This window comes from Mycolicibacterium rhodesiae (assembly GCF_002086695.1).
GTDB lineage: Bacteria > Actinomycetota > Actinomycetes > Mycobacteriales > Mycobacteriaceae > Mycobacterium > Mycobacterium rhodesiae.
This window is the reverse complement of the sequence record NZ_MVIH01000001.1, coordinates 600038-623457: the sequence shown is the minus strand read 5'-3', so window position 1 is coordinate 623457 and position 23420 is coordinate 600038. Positions and strand designations below refer to the sequence as shown.

The window sequence follows — 23420 nt, the reverse complement described above, 5'->3', positions numbered from 1 at the left end:
CGACCATCGTCGATCGTCGCTACCACGACGCGATGCTATTCAACCTCGACAGCATCCTTCCCGAATCTTCAGCGCCCCCACATGGCACCGCAGACGTGTCCAGCACCATCATCGGCTTGCTGCACCAGCTCCGCGACCTCGACCTGAAGGCCGGCGCGTACACCACCACGTCGGATTGTGAAGAACTACTGCGAACCACGGGCCTGGGCGATCTGTTCGCCGTGCACACCGGCGGCACCCTCAAAGCGTCACCCGGTTCGCCGGATCCAACCGCGCTCCTCGACATCGCGCAGCGACTCGGCGCCCGACCCGAACGATGCGTGGTGCTCGATGGTGCCTGCGCCACCATCGAAGCAGCGCGGGCCGGCGGATTCGCGTTGATCGTCGGTATCACCCCGTTCGGCGACGGCGCGGATCAGCTGGCGGCCGGAGCCGACGTCGTGGTCGGCGATCCCGATGACCTCGAGATACGCACAGGCGATCTGCGGGTCTCGGCACTACCGCACGCTTTGGGCAGCATCGCGCAAATAGAGTCGGTGCTGCGCGGACGCTCCCCCGCATTCTTCCTCGACTTCGACGGCACGGTGTCCGAGATCGTCGATGACCCGTCCGCCGCGACGCCGGTGGACGGCGTCGTCGAAGCCCTGGGTGCGCTCAGTGGCGTGTGTCCGGTGGCAGTTGTCAGCGGCCGGGCCCTGAGCGACATCCGCGATCGGGTGGGTCTTGCCGGGCTATGGTATGCCGGAACACACGGTACCGAACTGCTCAGCCCGGACGGCGAGCTGCACCGCCATCCGAAGGCCGACGAGTCGATACGTCTGCTGCGCAATGCAATTGACGATCTGACCCCGATACTCACCGCGATCGACGGCGTCGCGATCGAGGACAAGCAACTGTCGGTTGCCGTGCACTTCCGGCTGGCGGCGCCGAGCAGCGCGCCCGAGGTCATCGCGGCGGTGCGATCCGCCGGACGGCGTCATGACCTGGCTGTCACACACGGCCGAAAGGTGATCGAACTTCGACCGCCGGGCAAGTGGGACAAAGGCGACGCCATCAACTGGATCATCGACCATCTCGACCCGCCCCACCCGATCCTGCCGCTCTACCTCGGTGACGACCTCACCGACGAAGATGCGTTCGAGGCGATCAAACACAACGGTCTCGGCGTCCTGGTACGTCACAGCGAGGACGGCGACCGCTGCAGCGCAGCAGATTTCGCAGTCAACACCCCGCGCGAAGCAACTCAGCTGCTGAAACAGCTGGCGGATCAGCTGGCTCCGCCGGCATCGCCACCAGCCGACGGCTGGGTGCTGGTGTTCGACGGCTACCAACCCGAGGCGGAGCGGCTCCGGGAGGTCCTGTGTGCTGTCGGGAACGGCTACCTGGTGACGCGTGCCGCCGCGCCCGAGTCGCACCAGGGACCGGCGCACTACCCCGGCACCTACGCCGCTGGCGTGTACAACCGCCTCACTGATGTCATCGGTGAGGTGAGCATCAGCAACGAGAGTCTGGTCAACCTGCCCAACTGGCTGCCCCTGACGTTCCGAATCGACAACGGCCCGTGGTTCGACATCGACGACGCGGACGTTCTGTCATACCGGCAGACCATGAACATTCGGCAGGCAGAATGTCTGCGCGAGTTGCGGTTTCGCGACAATGCAGGTCGCTGCACGTCGGTGACACAACGGCGCTTCGCGTCCATGAAGGATCCGCACGTCTGCGCGTTGCAGACGACTGTGGTCGCCGAGAACTGGTCGGGAACCATCGAGATACGCTCCACGATCGATGCGACCGTCACGAATTGCGGTGTGTCGCGCTACGCGTCCCTGTCCGGGCAGCACCTCGGCGATATCCGGGTCAGCGAGTTGGGTGAGGGCTCCGTCCTGGTCGACGCACTGACTGTGCAGTCGCGCCTCCCGATCGCCGTGGCCACCCACACCAGCGTGTGGTGTGGGGAGAAACCTGCGGCGACGACCAAACGATTCCGCGCTGACGCCGACTCTGCCGGGCACGACATCACCACCGAGGTGATCGCCGGCCGGCCGCTGACCGTGGACAAGGTCGCGGTGGTCTTCACCGGCCACGACCGCGCGATTTCGGTACCCAGCGAGGCCGCAACCAACCTGCTGATCGAGTTGGGCCGGTACTCAGAACTTTTCGCCGACCACCGTGCCATGTGGCTGCAACTGTGGCGGAAGTTCGACTTCTCCATCGGCGGATCCGCAGAGCCCGACCAGCAAATCCTGCGCCTGCACATCATGCACCTTCTGCAGTCCGTGTCGAGCTACACAGCTGATCTCGACGCCGGCGCACCTGCGCGCGGATTGCACGGTGAGGCCTACCGGGGGCACATCTTCTGGGATGCCATGTTCATCGCGCCGCTGCTCACCCTTCGCGTACCGCAGTTATCGCGTTCCCTGCTGGGCTATCGGAGCCGGCGTCTTCCTCAAGCCCGCCGCGCCGCGCGCGCGGCCGGCTACGCGGGGGCGATGTTCCCGTGGCAGTCCGGCAGCGATGGGCGCGAGGAAAGCCAGCAATTGCATCTCAATCCGCTGTCCGGGCGGTGGCGGGTTGACAGCAGCCATCTGGCGCATCACATCGGCACAGCGATCGCCTACAACGTCTGGCAGTACTACCAGATCACCGGTGACCGCCAGTACCTGATCGACCAGGGTGCCGAGACGCTCGTGGAGATCGCTCGATTCTGGGTCAGTCGCGCCCGATACGACAGTGACCGAGGCCGTTACGTCATCGACGGGGTGATCGGCCCCGACGAGTTCCACTCCGGATATCCCGACCGGCCAGACGACGGGGTCGACAACAACGCGTACACCAACGTGATGGCGGTGTGGGTAATTCTGCGCGCCCTCGAGGCGCTGCAGAAACTGCCGTTGCCCGATCGGATCGATCTCCTCGATCGGTTGGGTGTGTCCAGAGCCGAACTGACACAATGGGACTCGGTCAGCCGGCGGATGTACGTGCCCTTCCATGACGGAGTGATCAGCCAGTTCGAAGGCTATGACGATCTCGAGGAACTCGACTGGGCGGCCTACCGCCGGCGCTACCCCGACATCAGCCGTCTCGACCGCATTCTCGAGGCGGAAAACGATGACGTGAACCGCTACAAGGCGAGCAAGCAGGCCGACGTCCTCATGCTGTTCTACCTGCTGTCCGCCGACGAGCTGCGGGAGCTGATGACGCACTTGGGCTATCGGTTCCGGCCGCAGCAGATTCCGCGCACCATCGACTACTACTCCGCGCGGACATCACATGGCTCCACGTTGAGTGCGATCGTGCACGCCTGGGTGTCGGCGCGCGGCAACCGAGAGCAAGCCCTGGAGTATTTCCGGCAGGTGCTGCGCTCCGATGTCGCCGACGTCCAGGGTGGTTCCACGGCAGAGGGAATCCACCTGGCCGCCATGGCGGGCAGCATCGACCTTCTGCAGCGCTGCTTCACCGGCCTGGAAACTCGAGGCGACCGGTTGGTGCTCGGCCCAATGTGGCCCAAGAGCGCCGGCCAGCTGCGCTGCTCACTGTGGTATCGCGGTCACCGGTTGCATCTCGTCATCAGTGGACGGACAGCGGAGGTCATCGCCGACCCGACGGGTGCACCGCCGATCGAAGTCGAATGCCGCGGCCGCGTTCATTCCCTGGGCTCGGGACAGTCGATTCGGATCAAGTGAGCCGTTGAGCGACGCGCCGAACGTGGTTGTTGTCGTTGATTTTTCGTCAATCCTCAACGACAACACGCACGCTCGGCGGTCGAGACCATTGCGGGCGAATTAATGACTCACGACACTACGGCCGGAACGTGATCACCAGGATTGCGGCGTCGGCGATCAACAGCCCCAGCCCGACCAGCGGGACCACGATGCCGTACCTGCGGTTGGCGGTCACCACCGACACGGCGATCGTCAGCAGCGCCACCACAGGCGGCCCGTAGGCGAGGATCCCGAACCAGAACTCGCCCGGCCCCATATGCGGGCAGGCCGTCGTATCGGTACACCGGGCGATGCTCAGCACAGCTCCGAAGGCGACGAACATCACCGCGGCCGCGACCGGAACGGTCAGCAGTGCCAGGAACCAGTTGAGCCACGACGGGATACCGCGTCGGGTGGCCGGTGTCGTCTCCTGCGTCGTCTCGATCATGGCGAGCTCCTTGAGTTATCTTGTGCACCTTGCAGTTCCGTCGGAGGCGGAACCTGCTCGAGATAGCGGTCGACGTCGGCCCTGTCGAATGTCGAGGTGCCCGGCGTTTGAAGCTTCGCCGTCGCAGCGGCGATACCGTAGCGAACCGCGCTCTCCATCCCCCATTCGCGAGACAGCCCCACCACGATGCCCGCGACCATCGCGTCCCCGGCGCCCACACCGCTGACAGTGGGAACGGCGACGGGAGCGAAACGACAGCACCGGTCCCCCGTGACGAGTAACGCGCCGTCGGCGCCCAGGGAGACCACGATCACCTCGGCGACGCCACGATCGATCAGATCCCGGGCCGCGGTGATCTGCTCGCGCTCGGTGATCAGCGGCCTACCGACGCATTCCCGTAGTTCGCGCACACTGGGTTTCAGCAGGAACACCCCTGACGTGATGTGCTCGAGGCCTCCACCGGAGGTGTCGAGGACCAGCCGGACCTGCCGCCTGCGGCAGATGTCGGCGATCCGCTGATAGAAGTCGGCGGGAACACCGGGCGGCAGGCTGCCGCTCGCGACCACGAACGCCGCGCCAGTCGCACTGGCGTCGATCACCTCGAGGCAGCGCACCTGCTCGTCGGGGGTCAGCACGGGCCCGGGCAACACGAACCGGTATTGCCTGCCCGTCGAGCGTTCGTTGACCGTGAAGCTCTCGCGGGTGTCGCCGCGCAGTGCGACGAACGTGTTGGGCACGATGGCGTCGTCGAGGAGCTCGACCAGGCGCGCTCCTATCGGACCGCCCGCTGTGAGCACGGCCGAGACCGGGGCACCCAACGCTCGCGCGAACCGGGCGACGTTGAGTCCGCCGCCGCCGGCGTCGTAATGATCTGCGCGACAACGGACTTTGTCGGTTGGCCCCACGCGTTCGGCGTCCACCGTGATGTCGAGGGCCGGATTCATCGTCACCGTGACGATCGTGGGGGCGCTCACAGGCCGGACGGGTAGGTCTCGGGTGTCTCCGCCGCGGCCCAGACACTGTTGAGCTCCAACGGTTCCAGGGCCGTCGTGCGATCGATGTGGATGATCGCGTCGAACTGTTCACCCGGGCGCACGTGGTAGTAGTGGCTCTGCCGTTCGGTGGCAGGTTGGTAGATCACGCCGATGGCCCGGCCGAGGCGCACGGTGTCCAGTGGGCCCGCCGCTTCACGGCTGATGAGCGACGACACCAGGAATTCTGGCCGGTCGACCTCATGCAGCAGTTCCTCGACGCTGCCGTTGAGTGCAGGACGAACCACCTTCCGCTCGGCAACGGCGCCCCATTCACTCGCGGCGGTGACGGTGCCCGAGTAGGTGGTGAATCCGATCAGCAGCGCCTGCTCGCCGTAACCCTCGCGGACGAGCTGGCCCAAGGTCAGCTGCCCGTCGGCCCCCACCTCTGTTGCCCGGGCGTCACCGACGTGGGAGTTGTGGGCCCACACCACGATTCGGGCAGGCTCACCGTTGTGTTGATGCAGGTGCGCGCGCAACGCTCTCAACGTCTGGAACATGTGCTGGTCCCGCAGATTCCATGACGACACCCGGCTCCCGAACATCGAGCGGTAGTAGACCTCCGCGTTGCGGACGGTCTGTGCATTCTGCTGGGCATAGAACAGTTCGTCTTCGGCGAGAAGTCCGTCGCGGCGCGCATACTGCAGCCCCGCACGTTGCAGTTCGACCAACTGCTCGACAACCTCTGCCTCGCAGGACATCCCGGCACCGAAGGCCGCGGCGTAGCCGTAGGCCTGACCGTCATCTCCGCCGGCATGATCGAAACAGGCGTACCGTTCCCGCGCCCGTTGCGCGGCGACCGGGTCGACGTTGTCGAGGTAGTCGATCACCTCCTGCATCGAGCGATGCAGGCTGTAGAGATCCAGACCGTAGAACCCGGCCTCGCGTCGTCCGTCGGCACGACACCGGGCGTTGTGGGCGTGCAGCCATGCGGTGAAGTCTCGAACGGTGGTATTGCGCCACATCCACGCGGGAAACCGCTCGAACCCCTTCAACGCACTGTCGGCGGAGTCGTCGTCGCTGCGGCCGCGGACGTATCGGTTGACCCGGTAGGCGTCGGGCCAGTCGGCTTCGGCTGCCACCGCGCAGAAGCCCTTCTCCTCGATCAGCCACTTGGTGATTTCCGCACGGGCCTCGTAGAATTCGCGAGTGCCGTGGGAGCTCTCCCCGATCAGGACCACCCGCGCATCACCGACCATCTCCTCCAGCGCCTCCCGCGGCGGCACACCCGCGGGGGCATCGACAGCGCAGCGTCCGATCACCTCGGCGGGCGTTTCCGCGACGCGCAGCCGCGCCGTGCCGATGCCGGTCGTCGGAGTGGCCAGCAGGTTACGCACCTCCGTGTCACTGACCTGCTCGAAGTTCCAGAACGACTCGCCGACCGCCAGGAAGGGGGTGGGCATCGATGCGCAGACCAGATCGTCCACCAGCGAGGCGAATTCGCGGCAGGTCGATTGCGGTGCTGCGGGAACGGCCACCACGATCTCGGCGGGTTCCATCTCCCGCAAAGCCTGCACGGCGGCGAGCATGCTCGCCCCGGTGGCCAGGCCGTCGTCGACAAGGATCACCGTCTTGCCCGCCACGTCCAGCGGCGGACGTCCGCCACGGTAGGCGCCTTCGCGGCGAGCCAGTTCGCGGGCTTCCCGCTCGGTGGCGTCGCGCAACTCCTGCGGTGTCACCCGCAGGGCGCGGATGACGTCATCGTTGACCACCACGCGCCCACCCGACGCCAGCGCACCCATCGCGAACTCGGCGTGCCCCGGCGCGCCGAGCTTGCGCACGATGAACGCATCCAGCGGCGCACCGAGCGCCGCAGCGACTTCCCAGGCCACCGGCACGCCGCCGCGGGCCAACCCCAGCACCACAACGCCATCGCGACCGCGATAGCCGTCCAACAAGTGGGCAAGAACCCGGCCGGCTTCTCTGCGATCGCGGAAGACGCGGCGCGGATGTTGCGGTGGTGTCGTAGGTGCGGTGGTCATGATGTGCTCCGTTCGTTCGTGCGGCCGGTCCCGAAGGTTCAGCCGCGAAATTCGAGTACGTCCGACAGCGGCCGGCGTGGTGTGGCAGGGGGTGTCTGCCCGATCGCCGGCGCCAGGCCGACGCGGATCAGCAATTGCGGGTCGTCCCGATCGCCGGTCAGCGCACGCACCACGTCGCGGCTGGCCTCCAACTCGGTCATGTGAGTCAGCGTGCAGGTGGCCAGCCCGGCCAGGGTGGCCTCCAACAGCACATCGGAAAGCACCTCGCCGCAGTCCAGGGCATCCCGGCGCGAGTCACCGAACGTCGAGAGCACCACGATCGTGGACCGATCATGATCGACCTCCGGCCGCCGGTCGGCAGGCTCGGTCCCCGGAAACACCCGGGCGATATCGACCCGATCACGCTCGGTGACCGACACCAGGCTGCTGTGCGGCACGCCGTCGGATACCTCGTACGGCGCTGTCCACCACGCCAATTCCGCGTGGTAGGAGGCGTCGTAACGGCGCAGCGACTCGGTCAGCCGCGAGGCCTGGGCCAGCTGCGGGCGGACCGAGTCCGGTAGCACCTGAATCGTCACACGGTCGGTGTCGACGGTGCTGCGCAGCACCGACTCGAACGACGCCCAGTCCGGTGGCGGCGCCATCGGCAACCGGTCGGTGCGGCGGGCCAGGATCGCGTCCGCGCGACTGCGCACCGCATCGGTGACGAACTCCATCGCACTGAAATCGATCGTCGCCAGGTGCTCGGGTTCATTCGGATTGGGAAACCGCGAGATGATCGCCTGCCACCCTGCTGCGGCGACGGCCACGCGCAGATGGTCGAGCACGGCGCCACAACTGATGACGGCCTCCCGGCCGGACCGGTCCGTGGCATGCGGCACCCGGCCAGCGTCGAGAAACAGTTTCAGCGACGGCCCTTCAGCCACCCACCGCCACGGTTGGCTGTTGTGCACCGAAGGCGCTCGGCACGCCAACTCCACCGCATTCGCGATCACCTGGGGATCGAGCGTCGACATGACCATCGGCAACCACCGCCCTTTGTCTGCGACAACCCTATGTCCGTGCAGCGCGCCTGCCAGGGGCCGGAAGTCATCTCGGTGGGGACCTACCTTGAAGGCCTTTGTGCTCTGCGGGCAGGGACGTTGCACCCCTCCGCAATGGCCGGATTACCGCTGTGGTCACGCGCGCCGGCAGGCGAGGATCGACGGTATGGGATGGCACCCGCGGATCGCTGAAACCCACACTGGAATGGTGTTCTTGATCGGTGACCGGGCCTACAAGATCAAGAAACCGGTCGTCAACGATTTTCTCGACTTCTCCACCCTCGAGCGGCGCGAACACGCCTGCGCCAGCGAGGTGGCGCTCAACCGCCGCCTGGCACCCGACAGCTACCTCGGCGTCGCCCACTTCACCGCACCGGGCGGGGACCCCGAACCGGTCATCGTCATGCGCCGCCATCCCGACGACCGGCGCCTGGCGACCATGGTGCGCCACGGGGAACCGGTCGAGGATCTGCTCGCGGCCGTCGCGGTGGTGCTCTCGCGATTCCACGCCGCGGCTCCACGCGGACGTGACGTGGACGCCCAGGGCCGGGTCGATGCGATCGCCGAACGTTGGCAGGAGAACCTGGTCGAGCTACAGCGCTACGCCCAGAACGGCCACATTGGTATCGACTCGGATGTGGTCGCCGAAATCGCCAGGCTGTCACACCAATTCATCGCCGGGCGCGCGGTGCTGTTCGCCCGGCGTCTCGGCGACCACAAGATCGTCGACGGTCACGCCGATCTGCGCGCCGACGACATCTTCTGCTTGCCGGACGGTCCGGCACTGCTGGACTGCCTGGAGTTCGACGACCGCCTACGCTACGTCGATGTCATCGACGACGCGGCCTTCCTGGCGATGGATCTGGAATTCCTGGGCCGCGTTGATCTGGCCACTCTGTTTCTCCGGCGCTACCGCGAGCTGTCCGGCGACGATGCGCCGGATTCACTGTGCCACTTCTACATTGCCTACCGAGCGGTCGTACGCGCCAAGGTCGACTGCATTCGCCACGACCAGCAGGATGGGAATGCCGCCGACGACGCGCGGCGCCATCTGGAGATCGCCCTCGACCACCTGCGTGCCGCGACCGTCCGGCTGATCCTCGTGGGCGGCGGCCCCGGCACCGGCAAGACCACCTTGTCCCGGTCGTTGGCACAGGAAATCGGCGCTCAGGTGATCTCGACGGACGATGTGCGAGCCGAGATGGTCCGGCGTGGCGAGATCACCGGCGCACCAGGGGTACTCGACGACGGCCTGTACAGCCGCGAGAACGTCGACGCCGTCTACGACAGCGTGCTCCGTCAGGCTCACCTGAAGCTGTGCGAGGGCCGCAGCGTGGTGCTCGACGGCACCTGGCTCGACCACCGCCACCGAGAGCTCGCCCGGCGGATGGCTGCCGACAGCGGCGCCGTCGAGATCGAGTTCGCCTGCACCGCCCCGCTCGACGCCACCGTCACCCGAGTCAGCGAGCGCACCCAGACCACGTCGCAGGTGACGCCCGAGATCGCCGTCGCCCTCGCCGATCGCGGCGACGACGCCTGGACGGACGCACATCACGTCGACACCACCGGCCCGCACGCCCACTCCGTGGCACGGGCCAAGGAGATTTGCGTACTGGCCGTGTGACCAGTCGAATAATTGGAGGGTTTTCACGATGCCGAACCACTACGTCGAAGACATCAGTGACCTCAGCTTGAGCGACGCGGAGGATGCCGGCGGCAAGGGCGCCAACCTCGGCGAGATGGTGGCCGCGGCGCTGCCGGTGCCGCCGGGTTTCGTGCTGCTGCGCGACTGCTACCGGGCCTCGATGAGTGCGGGCGGCGTCGCCGGCGAGCTCAATTCCGCCCATCGCGCGGCGCTCACCCAGGTCGGGCCGGACGAGCTCACCGACATGTGTCAGCGCATGCAGGCTCTGGTGGCCAAGGCAGGAATGTCCGATACCGTCCGCGAACTCGTACTGGCCGCCTATCGTCGGCTCGGCCAGGACGCTGTGGTCGCGGTGCGCTCGTCGGCCACCGGTGAGGACGGCCGCGACGCGTCGTTCGCCGGGATGAATGCCACGATCACCAATGTCAGTGGCGAGCAACAGCTCCTCGACGCTGTCCAGGAATGCTGGGCGTCGCTGTTCAGCCCGCGCGTGGTCACCTATCGCGCCAGCCGCAAGTTCACCGGCGACCCCGCGATGGCCGTCGTGGTGCAACTCATGGTTCCCTCCGAGCGCGCCGGGGTGGCGTTCACCGCCGATCCCAGCACCGGGGCACGTGACCGCGTGGTCGTCGAAGCCGCCTTCGGCCAAGGCGAAGTCGTGGTGTCGGGATCGGTGGAGCCCGACACCTACATCGTCGCGAAGGACACCGGCGAGATCATCTCGCAACGCCTTGGTGAGAAGTCCTTCAAAATCGTTCGCGGCGCGGACGGCAACGACCAGCAGGTCACGTTGTCGGACGCCGAAGCCGGAGCACAGGTGCTCACCGAGGACGAGTTACGCGACATCGTGGCGCTCGCGATCGCCAGCGAACGGCACAGCGGCTGTCCGCAGGACACCGAATGGGCGATCGCGTCGGGCAAGATCTGGATGCTGCAGACCCGGCCGATCACCACCCTGCACGATGCCGCCCCACAGCCGGAAAGCCATGCGGTCATCGCTCGCGGATTGCCCGCGGCCCCGGGTGAGGCGTCGGGTTCTGTCCGCGTGCTGCGGACTCCCGCGGAAGGCAGCACGCTGCTCGACGGCGAGGTTCTGGTGGCACAGATGACCAACCCCGACTGGCTGCCGACCATGCGCCGCGCCTCAGCGCTGGTGACCGACACCGGCGGAATGACCTGCCACGCAGCCATCGTCGCGCGGGAGCTGGGCGTGCCCTGCATCGTGGGGGCCCGCACCGCGACCACCGATCTCAAGGCGGGCACCGTCGTCACGGTCGACGGCACCCATGGCCGGGTGCTTGCCGGCCGAGCCGTCGGCGGAGCGCACAGCACACCGGTGATCGAGTCGGCACCGGCGGCTGTTGCCCCATCGGAGGTCACCGCGACCAAGATCTACGTCAACCTCGCCATGCCGGACGGCGCCCGACGGGTGGCCGCCCAGGACGTGGACGGCGTCGGCCTGCTGCGCGCGGAGTTCATCCTCACCGACGCGCTGTCCAACCGGCACCCCCGCGCCCTGATCGCCCGGGGCGAAGGGGAATCACTGGTGGACTCCCTGGCCACCGCCGTCGGCCAGATCGCCTCGGCGTTCGCGCCACGACCGGTGGTGTACCGCGCAACCGACTTCCGCACCAACGAGTTTCGTCACCTGCAGGGCGGCGAGGCCTACGAGCCCGTCGAGAACAACCCGATGATCGGCTACCGCGGCTGCTACCGCTACGTCAAAGAACCCGACGTCTTCGCCCTCGAGTTGCGCGCGCTGGCGCGGGTGCGAGAGCAGTACCCCAACCTGCATTTGATGATTCCGTTCGTCCGGACGAAATGGGAACTCGAGGAGTGCCTGTCATTGGTCGACGCCAGCCCCCTGGGCCGGCAGCGCGGGCTGCACCGCTGGGTGATGGCCGAGGTGCCGTCGGTGGTGCATTGGCTGCCGGAGTACGTGGGAATGGGTATCGACGGGGTGTCGATCGGCAGCAACGACCTGACCCAGCTGATGCTGGGTGTCGACCGCGACTCAGCGGTGTGCGCCGAACTGTTCGACGAATCGGACGCGGCCGTGCTCGACGCGATCGGTCGGATCGTCACCACAGCCCGCCGGATGGGGATAACGTCCTCGCTGTGCGGTCAGGCCCCCTCCACCAAACCGGAATTCGCCGAACATCTTGTGCGCATGGGGATCACCTCGATCTCGGTCAACCCCGATGCGGTCGGGCAGGCACGGCGCACGATCGCCGCGGCCGAACGTCGTCTGCTCCTCGAATCGGCGCGAGCTGGTGACGGCAACCGTTCCCGATGAACTGGGTGGCACCGCCGCTCTGACGGCCGCGGCGATCGCCGCGGCACCGCTGGCTGCAGTCCTCGACGACCTGGACACCTCGGCCCAGGGCCTGTCCAGTTCCGAGGCGGCCGCCCGCCTGGACCGATACGGTCCCAATTCGCTTCGCACACATCGGGTCAGCGCCTGGGCGGTCCTGCGGCGGCAGCTCAACAACGCGGTTTTGGCGCTTCTGGCGGCAACCGCGGTACTGTCGTTCTTCCTCGGTGACTCCACCCAGGCCCTGATCATCGGTGTCATTCTGTTCGTCAGCATCGGGCTGGGTTTCCTCAACGAGTACCGCGCCGAACGGGCCACCGCCGCACTGCACTCCAGAGTTCGGCATCACGCGGTGGTCCGCCGCGACGGTCAGTACGTCAAGCGAGATGTCAACGAGCTGGTCCCCGGGGACGTCATTCAATTGACCCTCGGCGAGCTGGTGCCCGCCGACGTGCGGCTGATCACCGTCAACGGACTCGAATGCAACGAGAGCATCCTCACCGGCGAATCCACCGCCGCCGAAAAGGCCACCGCACCGGCACCGCGCGATGCGTCCATGGCGGACTTCACCGATCTGGCGTTCATGGGCACCGTGGTGTCCGCCGGGGACGCGACCGCGGTGGTCTACGCGACGGGATTGAACGCACAGTTCGGCAAGATCGCGGCCGGACTCGGCGAACGGCAGCCGGAAACCGACTTCCAGGCCGGCCTGCGCAGGTTCTCGTATCTGCTTCTGCACGTGGCGATCACGTTGACCGTGATGATCCTCGCCATCAACCTGCTGCTGCGCCGCCCGCTCATCGATTCGGTGCTCTTTGCCTTGGCGATCGCGGTCGGCATCACCCCCCAACTGCTGCCCGCCGTCGTCAGCACCAGTCTGGCCACCGGGTCGCGACGGCTGGCCCAACTCAAGGTTCTGGTCAAACGGCTGGTGTGCATCGAGGACCTCGGCGACATCGACATCCTCATCACCGACAAGACCGGCACCCTGACCGAGGGGCGCATCACCCTGGTCGAAGCGGTCGACGCCGCCGGTACCGTCTCGGATGTCCTGCTGCGCAAGGGCTTACTGGCCACCGACGTCGACCCCGAATGCGGTGGGACGAGTGCCAACGAAATGGACGCCGCCCTGTGGGACTGCGAAGCGGGACGACAGGTGGTCACCAGGGGCGCACGCCGGATCGCCGAACTTCCGTTCGACCACACCCGTCGCGCCACCTCCGCCCTCATCGACGACGCCGACGGCCGGGTGCTGATCGTCAAGGGCGCCCCCGAGCAGGTCCTCGCGCATTGCGCGGCTGTGCCCGACACCGCGCAGCCGGCGCTCGACCGGCTGTTCCGCCAGGGGCGGCGCGTGGTCGCGGTCGCCAGCAGACCCGCTCCCGAACTGTCCACGATCACCCCCGCCGACGAGACGCGGCTGACGCTGGACGGCTTCCTCGTCTTCGCCGACCCACCCAAGGCGGCGGCCCGCGAGTCGCTGGCTCGGCTGGCCGAACTGGGCATCGAGGTGAAGGTCGCCACCGGAGACAACGCCACGGTGGCCGAAAAGGTCTGTGCAGAACTCGGTTTGGCATCCAAGGGCACGGTGTCGGGTGCCGAGTTGGCTGCCCTCGATGATGCCGGGTTCGAGGCTGCCGCCCGCACCGCGAACGTGTTCGCCCGAATCTCACCCGAGCAGAAAGCCCGACTCATCACGGTGCTCCGGCGAACCGGGCGTTCGGTGGGATTTCTCGGCGACGGCGTCAACGACGCGTTGGCACTGCATTCCGCCGACGTCGGGATCTCGGTCGACACCGCCACCGACGTCGCCAAGGACGCCGCGGACGTCGTGCTGCTGGAGAAGGACTTGGGGGTACTGGCCACCGGGGTGGCCGAGGGTCGCCGGATCTTCGCCAACACCATCAAGTACGTGCTGATGGGCACGTCGAGCAACTTCGGCAACATGTTCTCGGCGGCCGCCGCGTCGGCGGTCCTGACGTTCCTGCCCATGCTGCCCAGCCAAATCCTGCTGAACAACCTGCTGTACGACTCGTCTCAGCTGGCCATCCCCAGCGACCGGGTCGACGAAGAGCAGCTGCACGCACCGTCGCACTGGAACATCGCGTTCATCCGGCGATTCATGCTGACATTCGGGCCCATCAGTTCCTTGTTCGACTTCATGACCTTCGGGCTGATGCTGGGAGTGCTGCACGCGGGTCCCACCGAGTTCCGAACGGGGTGGTTCGTGGAGTCATTGGCCACCCAGACCCTGATCATCTTCGCGATCCGCACCCGCCGGGTGCCGTTCCTGCGCAGCCGGCCAGGTGGGCTGCTGTCCGCGGCGACGTTCACCGCGATCACCATCGGTGTCGTGCTCACCATCTCCCCGGTGGCCCACACTCTCGGCTTCACACCGCTGCCGTGGCAGTTCTACGGTGCGCTGGCCCTACTCACCGTCGCCTACCTGATTCTCGTGGAGATCACCAAGCGGGTGTTCTACGCCGAGCCGGTCCACCCGGCCGGTCCACCTGTTCGTGTCCGCGGCCGCGACCACCGAATCGGCCGCCGGGCTGCACGTTTCAGCCATGGCGGGCGGCTCGGACAGCCGGGCTGAGTGCGCCGGACCGATGCGCCTTTTGGTGTTGGTTCGGTAAAGATTGGCTCAAGACCAGAACCCGACGCGGTGGCACGGCACGATGAAGGTCATGGACCCCAGATCGCAGGCCGCGGCGCACGACGCTGACCTGGGTTATCGCGCGTTGGTGGTGGACGACGAGAAGCCGCTGGCCGAGGTCGTTGCCAGTTATCTCGAACGCGAGCATTTCGAGGTCACGGTGTGTCTGTCCGGGCTCGAGGCGCTGGACGTGGCACGACAGGTCGACCCGGACGTGGTGGTGCTCGACCTCGGCTTGCCGGGCATCGACGGTGTCGAAGTGTGCAGGCAGTTGCGGACGTTCTCCGACGCCTACGTGGTGATGCTGACCGCCCGTGACAGTGAGGTCGACACCATCGTCGGGCTGTCGGTCGGAGCCGACGACTACGTGACCAAACCGTTCAGCCCCCGGGAGCTGGTTGCCAGGATCCGGGCGATGTTGCGCAGACCGCGCTCGGTGACCACGCCGGTCGCACCCGCCGGCGAACCGCACACCGAATTGCCGCCGCGGGTGTTCGGCCAACTCTCCATCGACGTTGCCAGTCGTCAGGTATTCGTCGGCACAGAGCCGATCTCGTTGACCCGCACCGAGTTCGACATACTGGCCGCGCTGTCCTCCCGGCCCGGTGTGGTCTGGACCCGTCGCCACCTGATCGACGAGGTCTGGGGTGAACCGTGGGTGGGTAACGACCACCTTGTCGACGTCCACGTGGGGCACCTGCGGCGCAAACTCGGCGACAATCCCGCCGAACCGAAGTTCGTGTTGACCGTGCGGGGCGTCGGCTACCGGATGGGAGCCGGGCAGTGACCGTCCTCAGGCGTCCTCGATAAGAGTCAGCGCCAACCGTGGACAGCGGGCAACGGCGCGGCGCGCGTACTTCACCACCGGCCCGGGCACCGACGGTTCCCGAGAATGATCACGGCTGAGCGGATATCCCCAATCGTCACGGCTCAGCAGCTGAGGCAGCAGCTCGCTGCACAACCCTCGTCCGTCGCAGCGTGTCCAATCGATGTGCAGCCGCGGGGTTGTCACCTGCGTCGCGTTCTTCGTCATCTCCGCCCACCTGGATGTTCTGCCGGCCAGCCGCCGAGCGTGTGCACGATCCCATCGCTGTCCACCAGCCGAGCGGGCAGCCCTTGAGCCCGGATCCAGTCGACCGCGCGCCAGCCGCGGATCACCGCAGCGGTGCTGACGGTGTTGGCCGCCAGACAGCTGGCAGCGACGACGCTGACCGTCCGCCACACCGGTTCCGCCGGCCAACCGGACCGCGGATCGACGATGTGGTGTAACGCCCGCTGCCCACGTCGCCATCGGCGGCGCAGCGTGCTCGACGTAGCCAACGCCACGCCAGGCGACAGCGCGACCATCGTCGCCGGTTCGTCGTCACCGTCGCAGACCAGCACCTGCCACCCCTCGTCGGGAGCATCCCCGGCCGTCGCGATGTCACCGCCGAGATTCACCAACACGCCCGCACCGGTGACCCGATGCGCCCGCGCCGCGCAGCGATCAGCGGCGACCGCCTTGGCCGTCGACCCCAGGTCGAGTACCACCCCGCGCGGCACCGCGGCTATCCGCCCGTGCAGGCTGATCATCGACCAGTCGGCCGCTTGGCTGACCGACATCGCCAGCGGCACAGACGAATCCATGGCGGCGATGTCGCGGTCGTAACCGAGATCGATCAGCCGAGCGCCAACTGTCGGGTCGACGTCACCGTCGGTCTGCTGTGCCGCCAGCAGTGCGGCGCCGAGCAGTTCGGCGAGGAGTTCACTGACCTCGGTAGGCCGGCCACACCGCATGAGGCCGTTGATCTCCGAATCGGGGTTGAATCGTGAGGCGGCGGCGTCGATGGCATCGAGTTCGGCGTCCACCGCACGCCGCGCAGCGGCAAGTGCGTCGGGGTCTGTGACGATGATCTGCATATCCATCGTCCAGCGCTGCCAATGGCTTTCCGCGGTCGGCGACAACCTGCGCGCAGCCGGCATCTCCGCTACCGCGCCCGACGCGGCGTTGGGTGTCGCAGAACCGGGTGAGTCCATGACTGCATGCTCACAGCCAGTTTTTTGAATCCTCGAAGAATTGGGCCTGTACCCGCAGGCAACGTTGGCCCCCATGCTGTGGTGCTGACAGTAACCTGAACGAAGAGCGTGAGTTGTCTGGCAAATCGAGTCCGAATTTGCTTGAGAATCTGCGTATTTGGCGTCATCTCGCAGCTTCGGGTGTCGCGTCGGGTGCGCAGGGCCGGATGTTCTTTGTCCCCTCAAAGAATGCGACATGAATTTGTAACGCATGGTTTCGACCCGGTCACCTCTGGAACTGATGGTCGTCGCGACGGCATGCGGTCTGCGCAACGTGGCACGGCGACTCGGCACTCCCAAGCAAACGGTTCCACGCGCTGAAAGGGTGCTCCGGGCCGCGCTCCTCGTACCCGTATTCGCGACGTTGTCATTGCTGTTGCGCGGCTACGGCCGGCTGGGGCACCCCGTACAGCTGCCGGGACGCACCGGCTTCGACGCGACCCTGATGTGCCGGCTGCCCGATCTGATCGCCACCTACATCTGGGTGTTCCACGAGTGGGAGCCCGACCTCACCCGTTTCATCGCGAGCCGGCTCGGCGACGGCGACGTCTTCATCGACGTCGGCGCCAACATCGGCTACTACTCACTGCTCGCGGCAGGCCCGGTGGGCGCCCAGGGCGGCGTGGTCGCGGTCGAGGCATCGCCTGCGATGTTCGACGACCTGCACCAGAACGTGGATGCCAGCGGCCATTGCGATCGCATTCGTCAGGTGAACATGGCGGCGGCCGCGAAATCTGGGACGTTGACGGTGTATGCCGGTCCGCGCAACAACGCCGGAATGTCAACCACGTTGCCGTCGCGAGGTCTGCATGCCGAATCGACGATCGAAGCCAAGCCGCTCGAGGAGATCCTCACGTTCCGCGAGATCACCTCGGCGCGGCTGATCAAGATCGACGTCGAAGGCGCCGAACCCGATGTCCTGGCCGGGATGCGCAACATCATCGGCACGTTGCGGGACGACGCGGAGATCGTCGTCGAACTCTCGCCCCGATGGTGGCCCGACCGGCACCTCCGGCCGGTCGACGTCCTGCGCCCGTTCCTCGAGGCCGGTTTCAACGTGTACGAGATGACCAACAGCTACTCGGCCTGGCGATACCTGTGGCCCAACGACGTACGCGATGCGATCCGGCTGCGCGATCCGCTCACCGCCCGGGTTTCGCGGCTGGACCTGGTGCTCTCGCGCCATGACGGCGAACGGCTGGCGATCGACGCGCGCGCACCCCACTAGGCGACCGGGGCGGCCGGCAGCATGAGGGTGAAGGTCGCGCCCTGACCGGACGTCGACTCGACGGTTACCTCACCGCCGTGGGCGTGGGCGATCTCCCGCACCAGCGCCAACCCGATCCCGTACGACTGCCGATCGGTGCGCGTGGTGTGCTCGGTGCCGCGCGCGAACCGGGTGAACAGCGTGGCCATCGCGTCGGCATCGATGCCGACGCCGTCATCGGCGACCTCAGCTTTGATCGTCGAGCCGTGCCGGCTCAGACGGATGTCGACCACACCGCCGGAGTGCTCGTGACTCAGGGCGTTGTCCACCAGTGCGGTGAGCGCCCGGCGGAGGGCAGCACTGGATCCCACGATCTCGAACAGGCTTGTATCGCTTGGCTTTTCGTAGCACAGGTGGACGCCCAGCGCATGGGCGTACGGGGCCAGGCTCTGGTGGACGTCGGCTGCCACGGAGGCCAGGTCGACCCGATCGCGTCGCGACTCACCGGCCGTCATCGTCGCCGAAGCCAGCAGATCGTCGACGATGTCGCTGAGCGCCCGGGTGTCGGCCACCAGCGCGTCGGCGTCGGCGCGGACCACCTCAGGGTCCGCGGAACAGGCCCGTTGAGCCAGTATCTGGGCACGGGTGTGCAACACCGTCAGCGGCGCTCGCAATTCGTGCGATGCGTCCGCGACGAATCTGCGCTGCAACGCCAACGCCTGGGCCAGCGGACGCACCGACCGTCGGGTGAACAGCACCACCACCGCGATCGATGCCAGGATGCCTGCCAGTTCGGCGAAGGCCACCGACATGAGCAGACGGTTGCGGCCCGCGTGGTAGGGGGCCAGATCCATCATCGCCACCACCCGCCCCTCAGGCCGGTCCACGACGAACGTTCGGTAATGGCGCCCGCCGGTGTGCAGGTCACCGAAGCCCGCCGGTCCGGCCAGCAACGCCACACCGGGCTGGCCGCCATCACTGGTCGACACCGCACCGTCGTTCTCGCGCAATGCGAGTTCCATGTCGGGCGGCGGGTCGCCGGCGTCGTCAGCCGACATGGCCAACGTCCGCAACTCGGCGTCGATCTGCCGGTTCTGCGCACGCACATAGACCATGAACACCACCCCGCCCACCACCAGCAGAACCAGGGCAAGCGCGACCGATGCCTGAATCGCCGCAATGCGGCCGGCGCGCCGCACCACGGCCAGATCACCAGCCGGGGTCATTCGTACCCGAATCGGTAACCGGCGCCGTGCACCGTGCGGATCACCTGCTTGCCGAGTTTGCGCCGCAGATAGTGGACGTAGAGATCCACCGCTCCGCCGGACTCGACGCCCTCGAACACCAAGTCGAGCAGCTGCGCGCGGCTGTACACCCGTTTGGGTGCGGACATCAGCGTCGCCAGCAGCGAGGCTTCCCGCTCGGACAATTCCACCTCGGCGCCGTCCGTGTTCGGCCCCGACACCCGGCGGGTCACCCGGTCCAGACGCAGTCCGCCGGCCGCGACGACGGTGGCGGAGTTGTCGATTCGCCGCAGCAGAGCCCGAACCCGGGCAAGCAGCTCGGGAACTTCGAAGGGCTTGACCAGATAGTCCTGAGCGCCCGCGTCAAGGCCTTCCACCCGATCATCCACCGCTCCGCGCGCCGTCAGGATCAACGCAGGCGTCGCAACCCCTTTCGACCTGAGCAGCGCAATCAGATCCGCGCCGTCCATCACCGGCAATCCGCGGTCCACGATCAAAGCGTCGTAATCCCCCCTCAGCCCGCGGTGCAACCCCTGCTGTCCGTCGTATGCGGTGTCGACGCGGTACCCCTCCTCGGTCAGCAGCGCCGCCAGCATCGCACTGAGCGCGTGATCGTCCTCGACGACCAGAACGGCGGGGGCGACGCTCGGCATGGGCACTCAACGAGCGTGCCACGCAACACGACTCGTCGCCGCCGAACACACGTTCTTTCAGCGCCCAAAGAAGGTGACCTTGTCCTCTTAACGCAGGGTCCGGATGTCATGAGGATGACGGGAAGAAAGGTCGAGGAGGGCGTGTGATCGCAAATGCCGTGCCCGCTGGCGGACGATCCGGGGCAGGCCCGTGAGCGGTGCCGAAAGCGCACACCGGCCGTTGTGGCTGCGGATCCGGCCGCTGGTCGAGCCGGTTCTGTTAACCCTCACGGTGACGGCTCTGCTCCTGGGCGGCCTCGCCTGGCTCATCGGCCGGCGCGGGATCGCCGACGGAATCTGGGCCGCGGGAACACTGTCCGCTGTGGTTCCCGCGCTGGTCTGGGTTGTCCTCTCGCTGTGTCGGGGCCGGGCCGGGGTCGATCTGCTGGCGGTGCTCTCCCTGGTCGGAACCCTCTGGGTGGGCGAGTATGTGGCCGGCGCCCTGATCGCAGTGATGCTGTCCACCGGCCGCTTCCTGGATGCCGCCGCGCAACGCCGAGCATCGAAGGATCTTCGGGCCCTACTCGAGCATGCGCCGCGGTTCGCACGACGCAAGGCCGGCGACGCAGTCACGGTCATCCCACTGGCGGACGTCGCGGTCGGTGACGTGCTGGTCGTCGGTCCCGGCGAGGTGGTTCCCGTGGATGGCCGAATCGAGGGCGCCGAGGCGATTCTCGACGAGTCGGTCCTGACCGGTGAGCCCCTGCAAGTCGAACGTGCGATCGGTGACCCGGTCCGCAGCGGTGTGGTCAATGCCGCCACAGCCTTCGACATCCGCGCGACGGCCACCGCCGCGAACAGCACCTACGCCGGCATCGTGCGACTGGCCGAGCAGGCCGGCTCCGAGAGCGCCCCGATCGTTCGGCTGGCCGACCGCTATGCCGCCGCGTTTCTTCCGGTCGCGCTGGTGGTGGCGGCCGCCGCGGGACTGGCCAGCGGATCATGGGTCCGTGCGGTGGCGGTGCTCGTGGTGGCGACCCCGTGCCCCCTGCTGCTGGCCGCGCCGGTGGCGATCGTGTCGGGGTTGTCGCGCGCATCGCGCCACGGTGTCGTCGTCCGCAGCGGCGGCGCGCTCGAAAACCTCGGGCATGCACAAACATTGGTGATGGACAAGACCGGTACGCTCACCGCCGGCCGTCCTGTCGTGGTCGATGTCCTCCCTGCACCCGCCTACGACCGCAGGGAGGTTCTGCGCCTCGCCGCGTCCGTCGACCAGATGTCCCCCCACGTGCTGGCCGAGGCGATCGTCACCGAAGCACTCGCACAGGGGATATCGCTGTCGTTGCCTGTCAACATGATCGAGCAACCCGGGCGAGGGGTCGCGGCCACGGTCGATGGTGCGCAGGTTTCGGTCGGCAAACTCTCCATCGCTGTCCCGGAAGCGGGGTGGGCGCGCGCGGCGGTCAATCGCGCGAGCCTGGACACCGCCGCGATCGCATGGGTCGAAGTCGACGATGCTGTGATCGGCGCGGTACTGCTGCGAGATCCCCTGCGCCGCAGCGCGCCTCGAACCATGCGCCGGCTACGCGCGGCGGGCTTCACGCGACTCGTCATGCTGACCGGCGACCGGGCCGCGCCGGCCCGGGAGGTGGGAACTGTCCTCGGTTTGGACGAGGTGTACGCAGACCAGAGCCCGGCGGACAAGGTGGCCGCCGTGCGCGCCGAACGAGAAAAGGCGGTGACCGTCATGGTGGGTGACGGCGTCAACGACGCCCCCGCCCTGGCCGCGGCCACAGTCGGTGTCGCAATCGGCGCACGCGGCGCCACCGCGTCTTCAGAGGCCGCCGATATCGTGTTGACCACGGATCGGCTGGACCGCCTGGCCGACGCGATGGATATCGCCCGCTGGTCCCGGCACATCGCGGTGCAGAGCGCCGTCGTCGGAATGACCCTGTCGTTGCTCGCGATGGGCGTCGCCGCATTCGGTTGGCTACCGCCCGCGGCGGGAGCGCTCCTGCAGGAGGGCATCGACGTCGCTGTGATCCTGAATGCGCTACGTGCACTTCGCGGTAACCCGGCGGTAGGCGTTGTGCTGCCGCACGAGACCGAGGCTCTGTTGCTCCGATTCGCCGCAGAACACGACATCCTGCGCGACGCACTCTCGCAGCTGCGTGATGCCGCGTCCCAACTCGACAGCCACCGCGACGACTCGGCGATCGAAGCGCTCGACCGTGCGCATCGGTTCCTCACCGACCAGTTGCTACCGCACGAGGATGCCGAGCAGAACGACCTCTACCCGGCATTGGCCGCTCCCCTGGGCAGCGCCGAAGCAACCGCCACCATGAGCAGGACCCATGCCGAGATTCATCGACTGACCGACCGGATCGGCAACCATCTCGAGCTGGCGCGAAACGCCGAAGCCGTCCAGTTCGACCAGCTCGACGACCTTCGCGCCTGCCTCTACGGCCTGCACGCGTTGCTGCGTCTGCACTTCCTGCAAGAGGAAGAGAACTATTTCACCCTCACCGACGCTGAGGACACCGCGGCGACGCGGACAGCGGACCAGATACCACCAACTCGATGACGTTGGACCCTCACGTGGTCACGGCAACGGCAATAGCGTTGACGGGACGTGATATTGCGGGAGGTCCAACGGTGTTGACGATCCGATCCGAAGTAACAGTTCCGGGGTTGACCGCAGCCGAGGTCACCACCTTTCTGTCCGACTGGAGCGATGCGACGTACCAGAAGTGGTGGCCCGGCGTACACCTGCACCTGCACCCCGTCACCGCAGGACGGTCCGGCCACCTGGGCGATGAGGTCGTCATGGACGAGTTCATCGGCACCCGTCGACTCCGCATGACGGCGGTGGTCGTCGAGGCCGTACCCGGCCGAAAGATCGTGTGGCAGATGAAGAAAGGCGTCCGGCTTCCGGCCTGGCTGACGATCGAGGTCACGGATCGCAGTGGCGGTGTGGATGTTCGCCACACGATTACGGCCGGATGGACGGGACCGGGGCGCCTGCTCGATCCGCTTCTGCGGATGTACTTGTCGCCGGGCTTCGCCACGGCGATGGACCAGCACGTGCACACCGAATTCCCGTTGATACGTGACCGGCTGCACCCGGCCGCACAAGTCATACCGATCGAGCACAGGAGTCAACCATGAACCGCGAAGCGTGCAAGTTCTTTTCGGGATCGTTCGCCGCCTTGGGCTACGCCCACGCCGCCTATGCGGTGGCGACCTCCCGCGGAATCATCAACGAACCCGTCTTCCTCGGACGACGCTGGGGGGTGGGCTTCATGTGGTCAGAAGCGGCGATATACACCGCGCTTGCCGTGGCACTGGGGTATGCGGGGTGGGGGGCTGGAGGCCACGAGCACCAGCGAAGCATCCCGGGCAGTGCACCCGCGGCCGTCACCGAAGTAGTCAGCCCGACATCCGGACCGTGACTGTGATGCG

The 23420-nt window shown here is 67.1% G+C and carries 17 protein-coding genes; 9 read left to right on the top strand and 8 right to left on the bottom strand.

Annotation, left to right across the window (positions count from 1 at the left end; translation table 11 throughout):
• The first annotated feature begins 32 nt into the window (after positions 1–32).
• Positions 33–3683, top strand: a complete 3651-nt coding sequence (gene otsB, locus BST42_RS02965) for a trehalose-phosphatase (RefSeq protein WP_083117270.1) — start codon at positions 33–35, stop codon at positions 3681–3683.
• A gap of 115 nt (positions 3684–3798) precedes the next feature.
• On the opposite strand, the gene BST42_RS02960 is transcribed toward otsB, so the two are convergent.
• Genes BST42_RS02960 through BST42_RS02945 form a run of 4 tightly spaced genes read right to left on the bottom strand, consistent with a single transcriptional unit; the run spans position 3799 to position 8190 of the window.
• Entirely contained in the window at positions 3799–4149 is a 351-nt protein-coding gene (locus BST42_RS02960; RefSeq protein ID WP_083117023.1) for a hypothetical protein, read from the bottom strand.
• Positions 4146–5123 carry a 1-phosphofructokinase family hexose kinase gene (locus tag BST42_RS02955; protein WP_264049037.1) on the bottom strand — a complete coding sequence of 326 codons (978 nt, stop codon included), beginning with the start codon at positions 5121–5123 and terminating at the stop codon, positions 4146–4148. Before BST42_RS02955 ends, BST42_RS02960 begins: the two co-directional genes overlap by 4 nt.
• Positions 5120–7162: an erythromycin esterase family protein gene (locus BST42_RS02950; RefSeq protein WP_083117022.1), complete on the bottom strand. Its 2043-nt coding sequence runs from the start codon at positions 7160–7162 to the stop codon at positions 5120–5122. The genes BST42_RS02955 and BST42_RS02950 overlap by 4 nt, the downstream gene beginning before the upstream one ends.
• A 38-nt stretch (positions 7163–7200) precedes the next feature.
• Positions 7201–8190, bottom strand: coding sequence for an Acg family FMN-binding oxidoreductase (locus tag BST42_RS02945; protein WP_435406000.1), 990 nt, complete (start codon positions 8188–8190; stop codon positions 7201–7203).
• Positions 8191–8371: 181 nt separating this feature from the next.
• Here BST42_RS02945 and BST42_RS02940 point away from each other — a divergent pair, with 181 nt between their 5' ends.
• The 4 genes from BST42_RS02940 to BST42_RS02925 all read left to right on the top strand — a co-directional run bounded on the left by BST42_RS02940 (position 8372) and on the right by BST42_RS02925 (position 15607).
• Positions 8372–9829, top strand: coding sequence for a bifunctional aminoglycoside phosphotransferase/ATP-binding protein (locus BST42_RS02940; RefSeq protein WP_083117020.1), 1458 nt, complete (start codon positions 8372–8374; stop codon positions 9827–9829).
• Between the two features lie 28 nt (positions 9830–9857).
• Positions 9858–12146 (top strand): phosphoenolpyruvate synthase, encoded by a 2289-nt coding sequence (ppsA, locus tag BST42_RS02935; RefSeq protein ID WP_083117019.1) that lies wholly within the window; start codon positions 9858–9860, stop codon positions 12144–12146.
• Positions 12124–14760, top strand: a complete 2637-nt coding sequence (mgtA, locus tag BST42_RS02930) for a magnesium-translocating P-type ATPase (protein WP_237159179.1) — start codon at positions 12124–12126, stop codon at positions 14758–14760. Before ppsA ends, mgtA begins: the two co-directional genes overlap by 23 nt.
• 91 nt (positions 14761–14851) lie before the next feature.
• A complete protein-coding gene (locus BST42_RS02925; RefSeq protein WP_110918459.1) occupies positions 14852–15607 on the top strand; it encodes a response regulator in 756 nt (251 codons plus the stop codon).
• A gap of 6 nt (positions 15608–15613) precedes the next feature.
• Here BST42_RS02925 and BST42_RS02920 read toward each other — a convergent pair whose 3' ends face one another.
• The gene (locus tag BST42_RS02920) at positions 15614–15853 is read right to left on the bottom strand and encodes a ferredoxin (protein ID WP_083117016.1); all 240 of its coding nucleotides are present in this window, start codon (positions 15851–15853) and stop codon (positions 15614–15616) included.
• Complete coding sequence (locus BST42_RS02915) at positions 15850–16836, bottom strand: FAD:protein FMN transferase (protein WP_237159178.1); 987 nt, start codon at positions 16834–16836, stop codon at positions 15850–15852. Before BST42_RS02915 ends, BST42_RS02920 begins: the two co-directional genes overlap by 4 nt.
• A 250-nt stretch (positions 16837–17086) precedes the next feature.
• On the opposite strand from BST42_RS02915, the gene BST42_RS02910 reads away from it, so the two are divergent.
• On the top strand, positions 17087–18103 hold the full coding sequence (locus BST42_RS02910) for an FkbM family methyltransferase (RefSeq protein ID WP_083117015.1): 1017 nt from the start codon (positions 17087–17089) through the stop codon (positions 18101–18103).
• On the opposite strand, the gene BST42_RS02905 is transcribed toward BST42_RS02910, so the two are convergent.
• Together BST42_RS02905 and BST42_RS02900 are read right to left on the bottom strand one after the other, a co-directional pair.
• Positions 18100–19308: a sensor histidine kinase gene (locus tag BST42_RS02905; RefSeq protein WP_237159177.1), complete on the bottom strand. Its 1209-nt coding sequence runs from the start codon at positions 19306–19308 to the stop codon at positions 18100–18102. The genes BST42_RS02910 and BST42_RS02905 overlap by 4 nt on opposite strands.
• Complete coding sequence (locus BST42_RS02900) at positions 19305–19979, bottom strand: response regulator transcription factor (RefSeq protein ID WP_083117014.1); 675 nt, start codon at positions 19977–19979, stop codon at positions 19305–19307. The genes BST42_RS02905 and BST42_RS02900 overlap by 4 nt, the downstream gene beginning before the upstream one ends.
• Before the next feature lie 190 nt (positions 19980–20169).
• On the opposite strand from BST42_RS02900, the gene BST42_RS02895 reads away from it, so the two are divergent.
• The 3 genes from BST42_RS02895 (at position 20170) to BST42_RS02885 (ending at position 23410) form a co-directional block, all read left to right on the top strand.
• Positions 20170–22542 carry a heavy metal translocating P-type ATPase gene (locus BST42_RS02895; protein ID WP_237159176.1) on the top strand — a complete coding sequence of 791 codons (2373 nt, stop codon included), beginning with the start codon at positions 20170–20172 and terminating at the stop codon, positions 22540–22542.
• A gap of 107 nt (positions 22543–22649) precedes the next feature.
• Positions 22650–23126 (top strand): SRPBCC family protein, encoded by a 477-nt coding sequence (locus BST42_RS02890; RefSeq protein WP_083117013.1) that lies wholly within the window; start codon positions 22650–22652, stop codon positions 23124–23126.
• The gene (locus tag BST42_RS02885) at positions 23123–23410 is read left to right on the top strand and encodes a hypothetical protein (RefSeq protein WP_237159175.1); all 288 of its coding nucleotides are present in this window, start codon (positions 23123–23125) and stop codon (positions 23408–23410) included. The genes BST42_RS02890 and BST42_RS02885 overlap by 4 nt, the downstream gene beginning before the upstream one ends.
• Positions 23411–23420 lie beyond the last annotated feature (10 nt).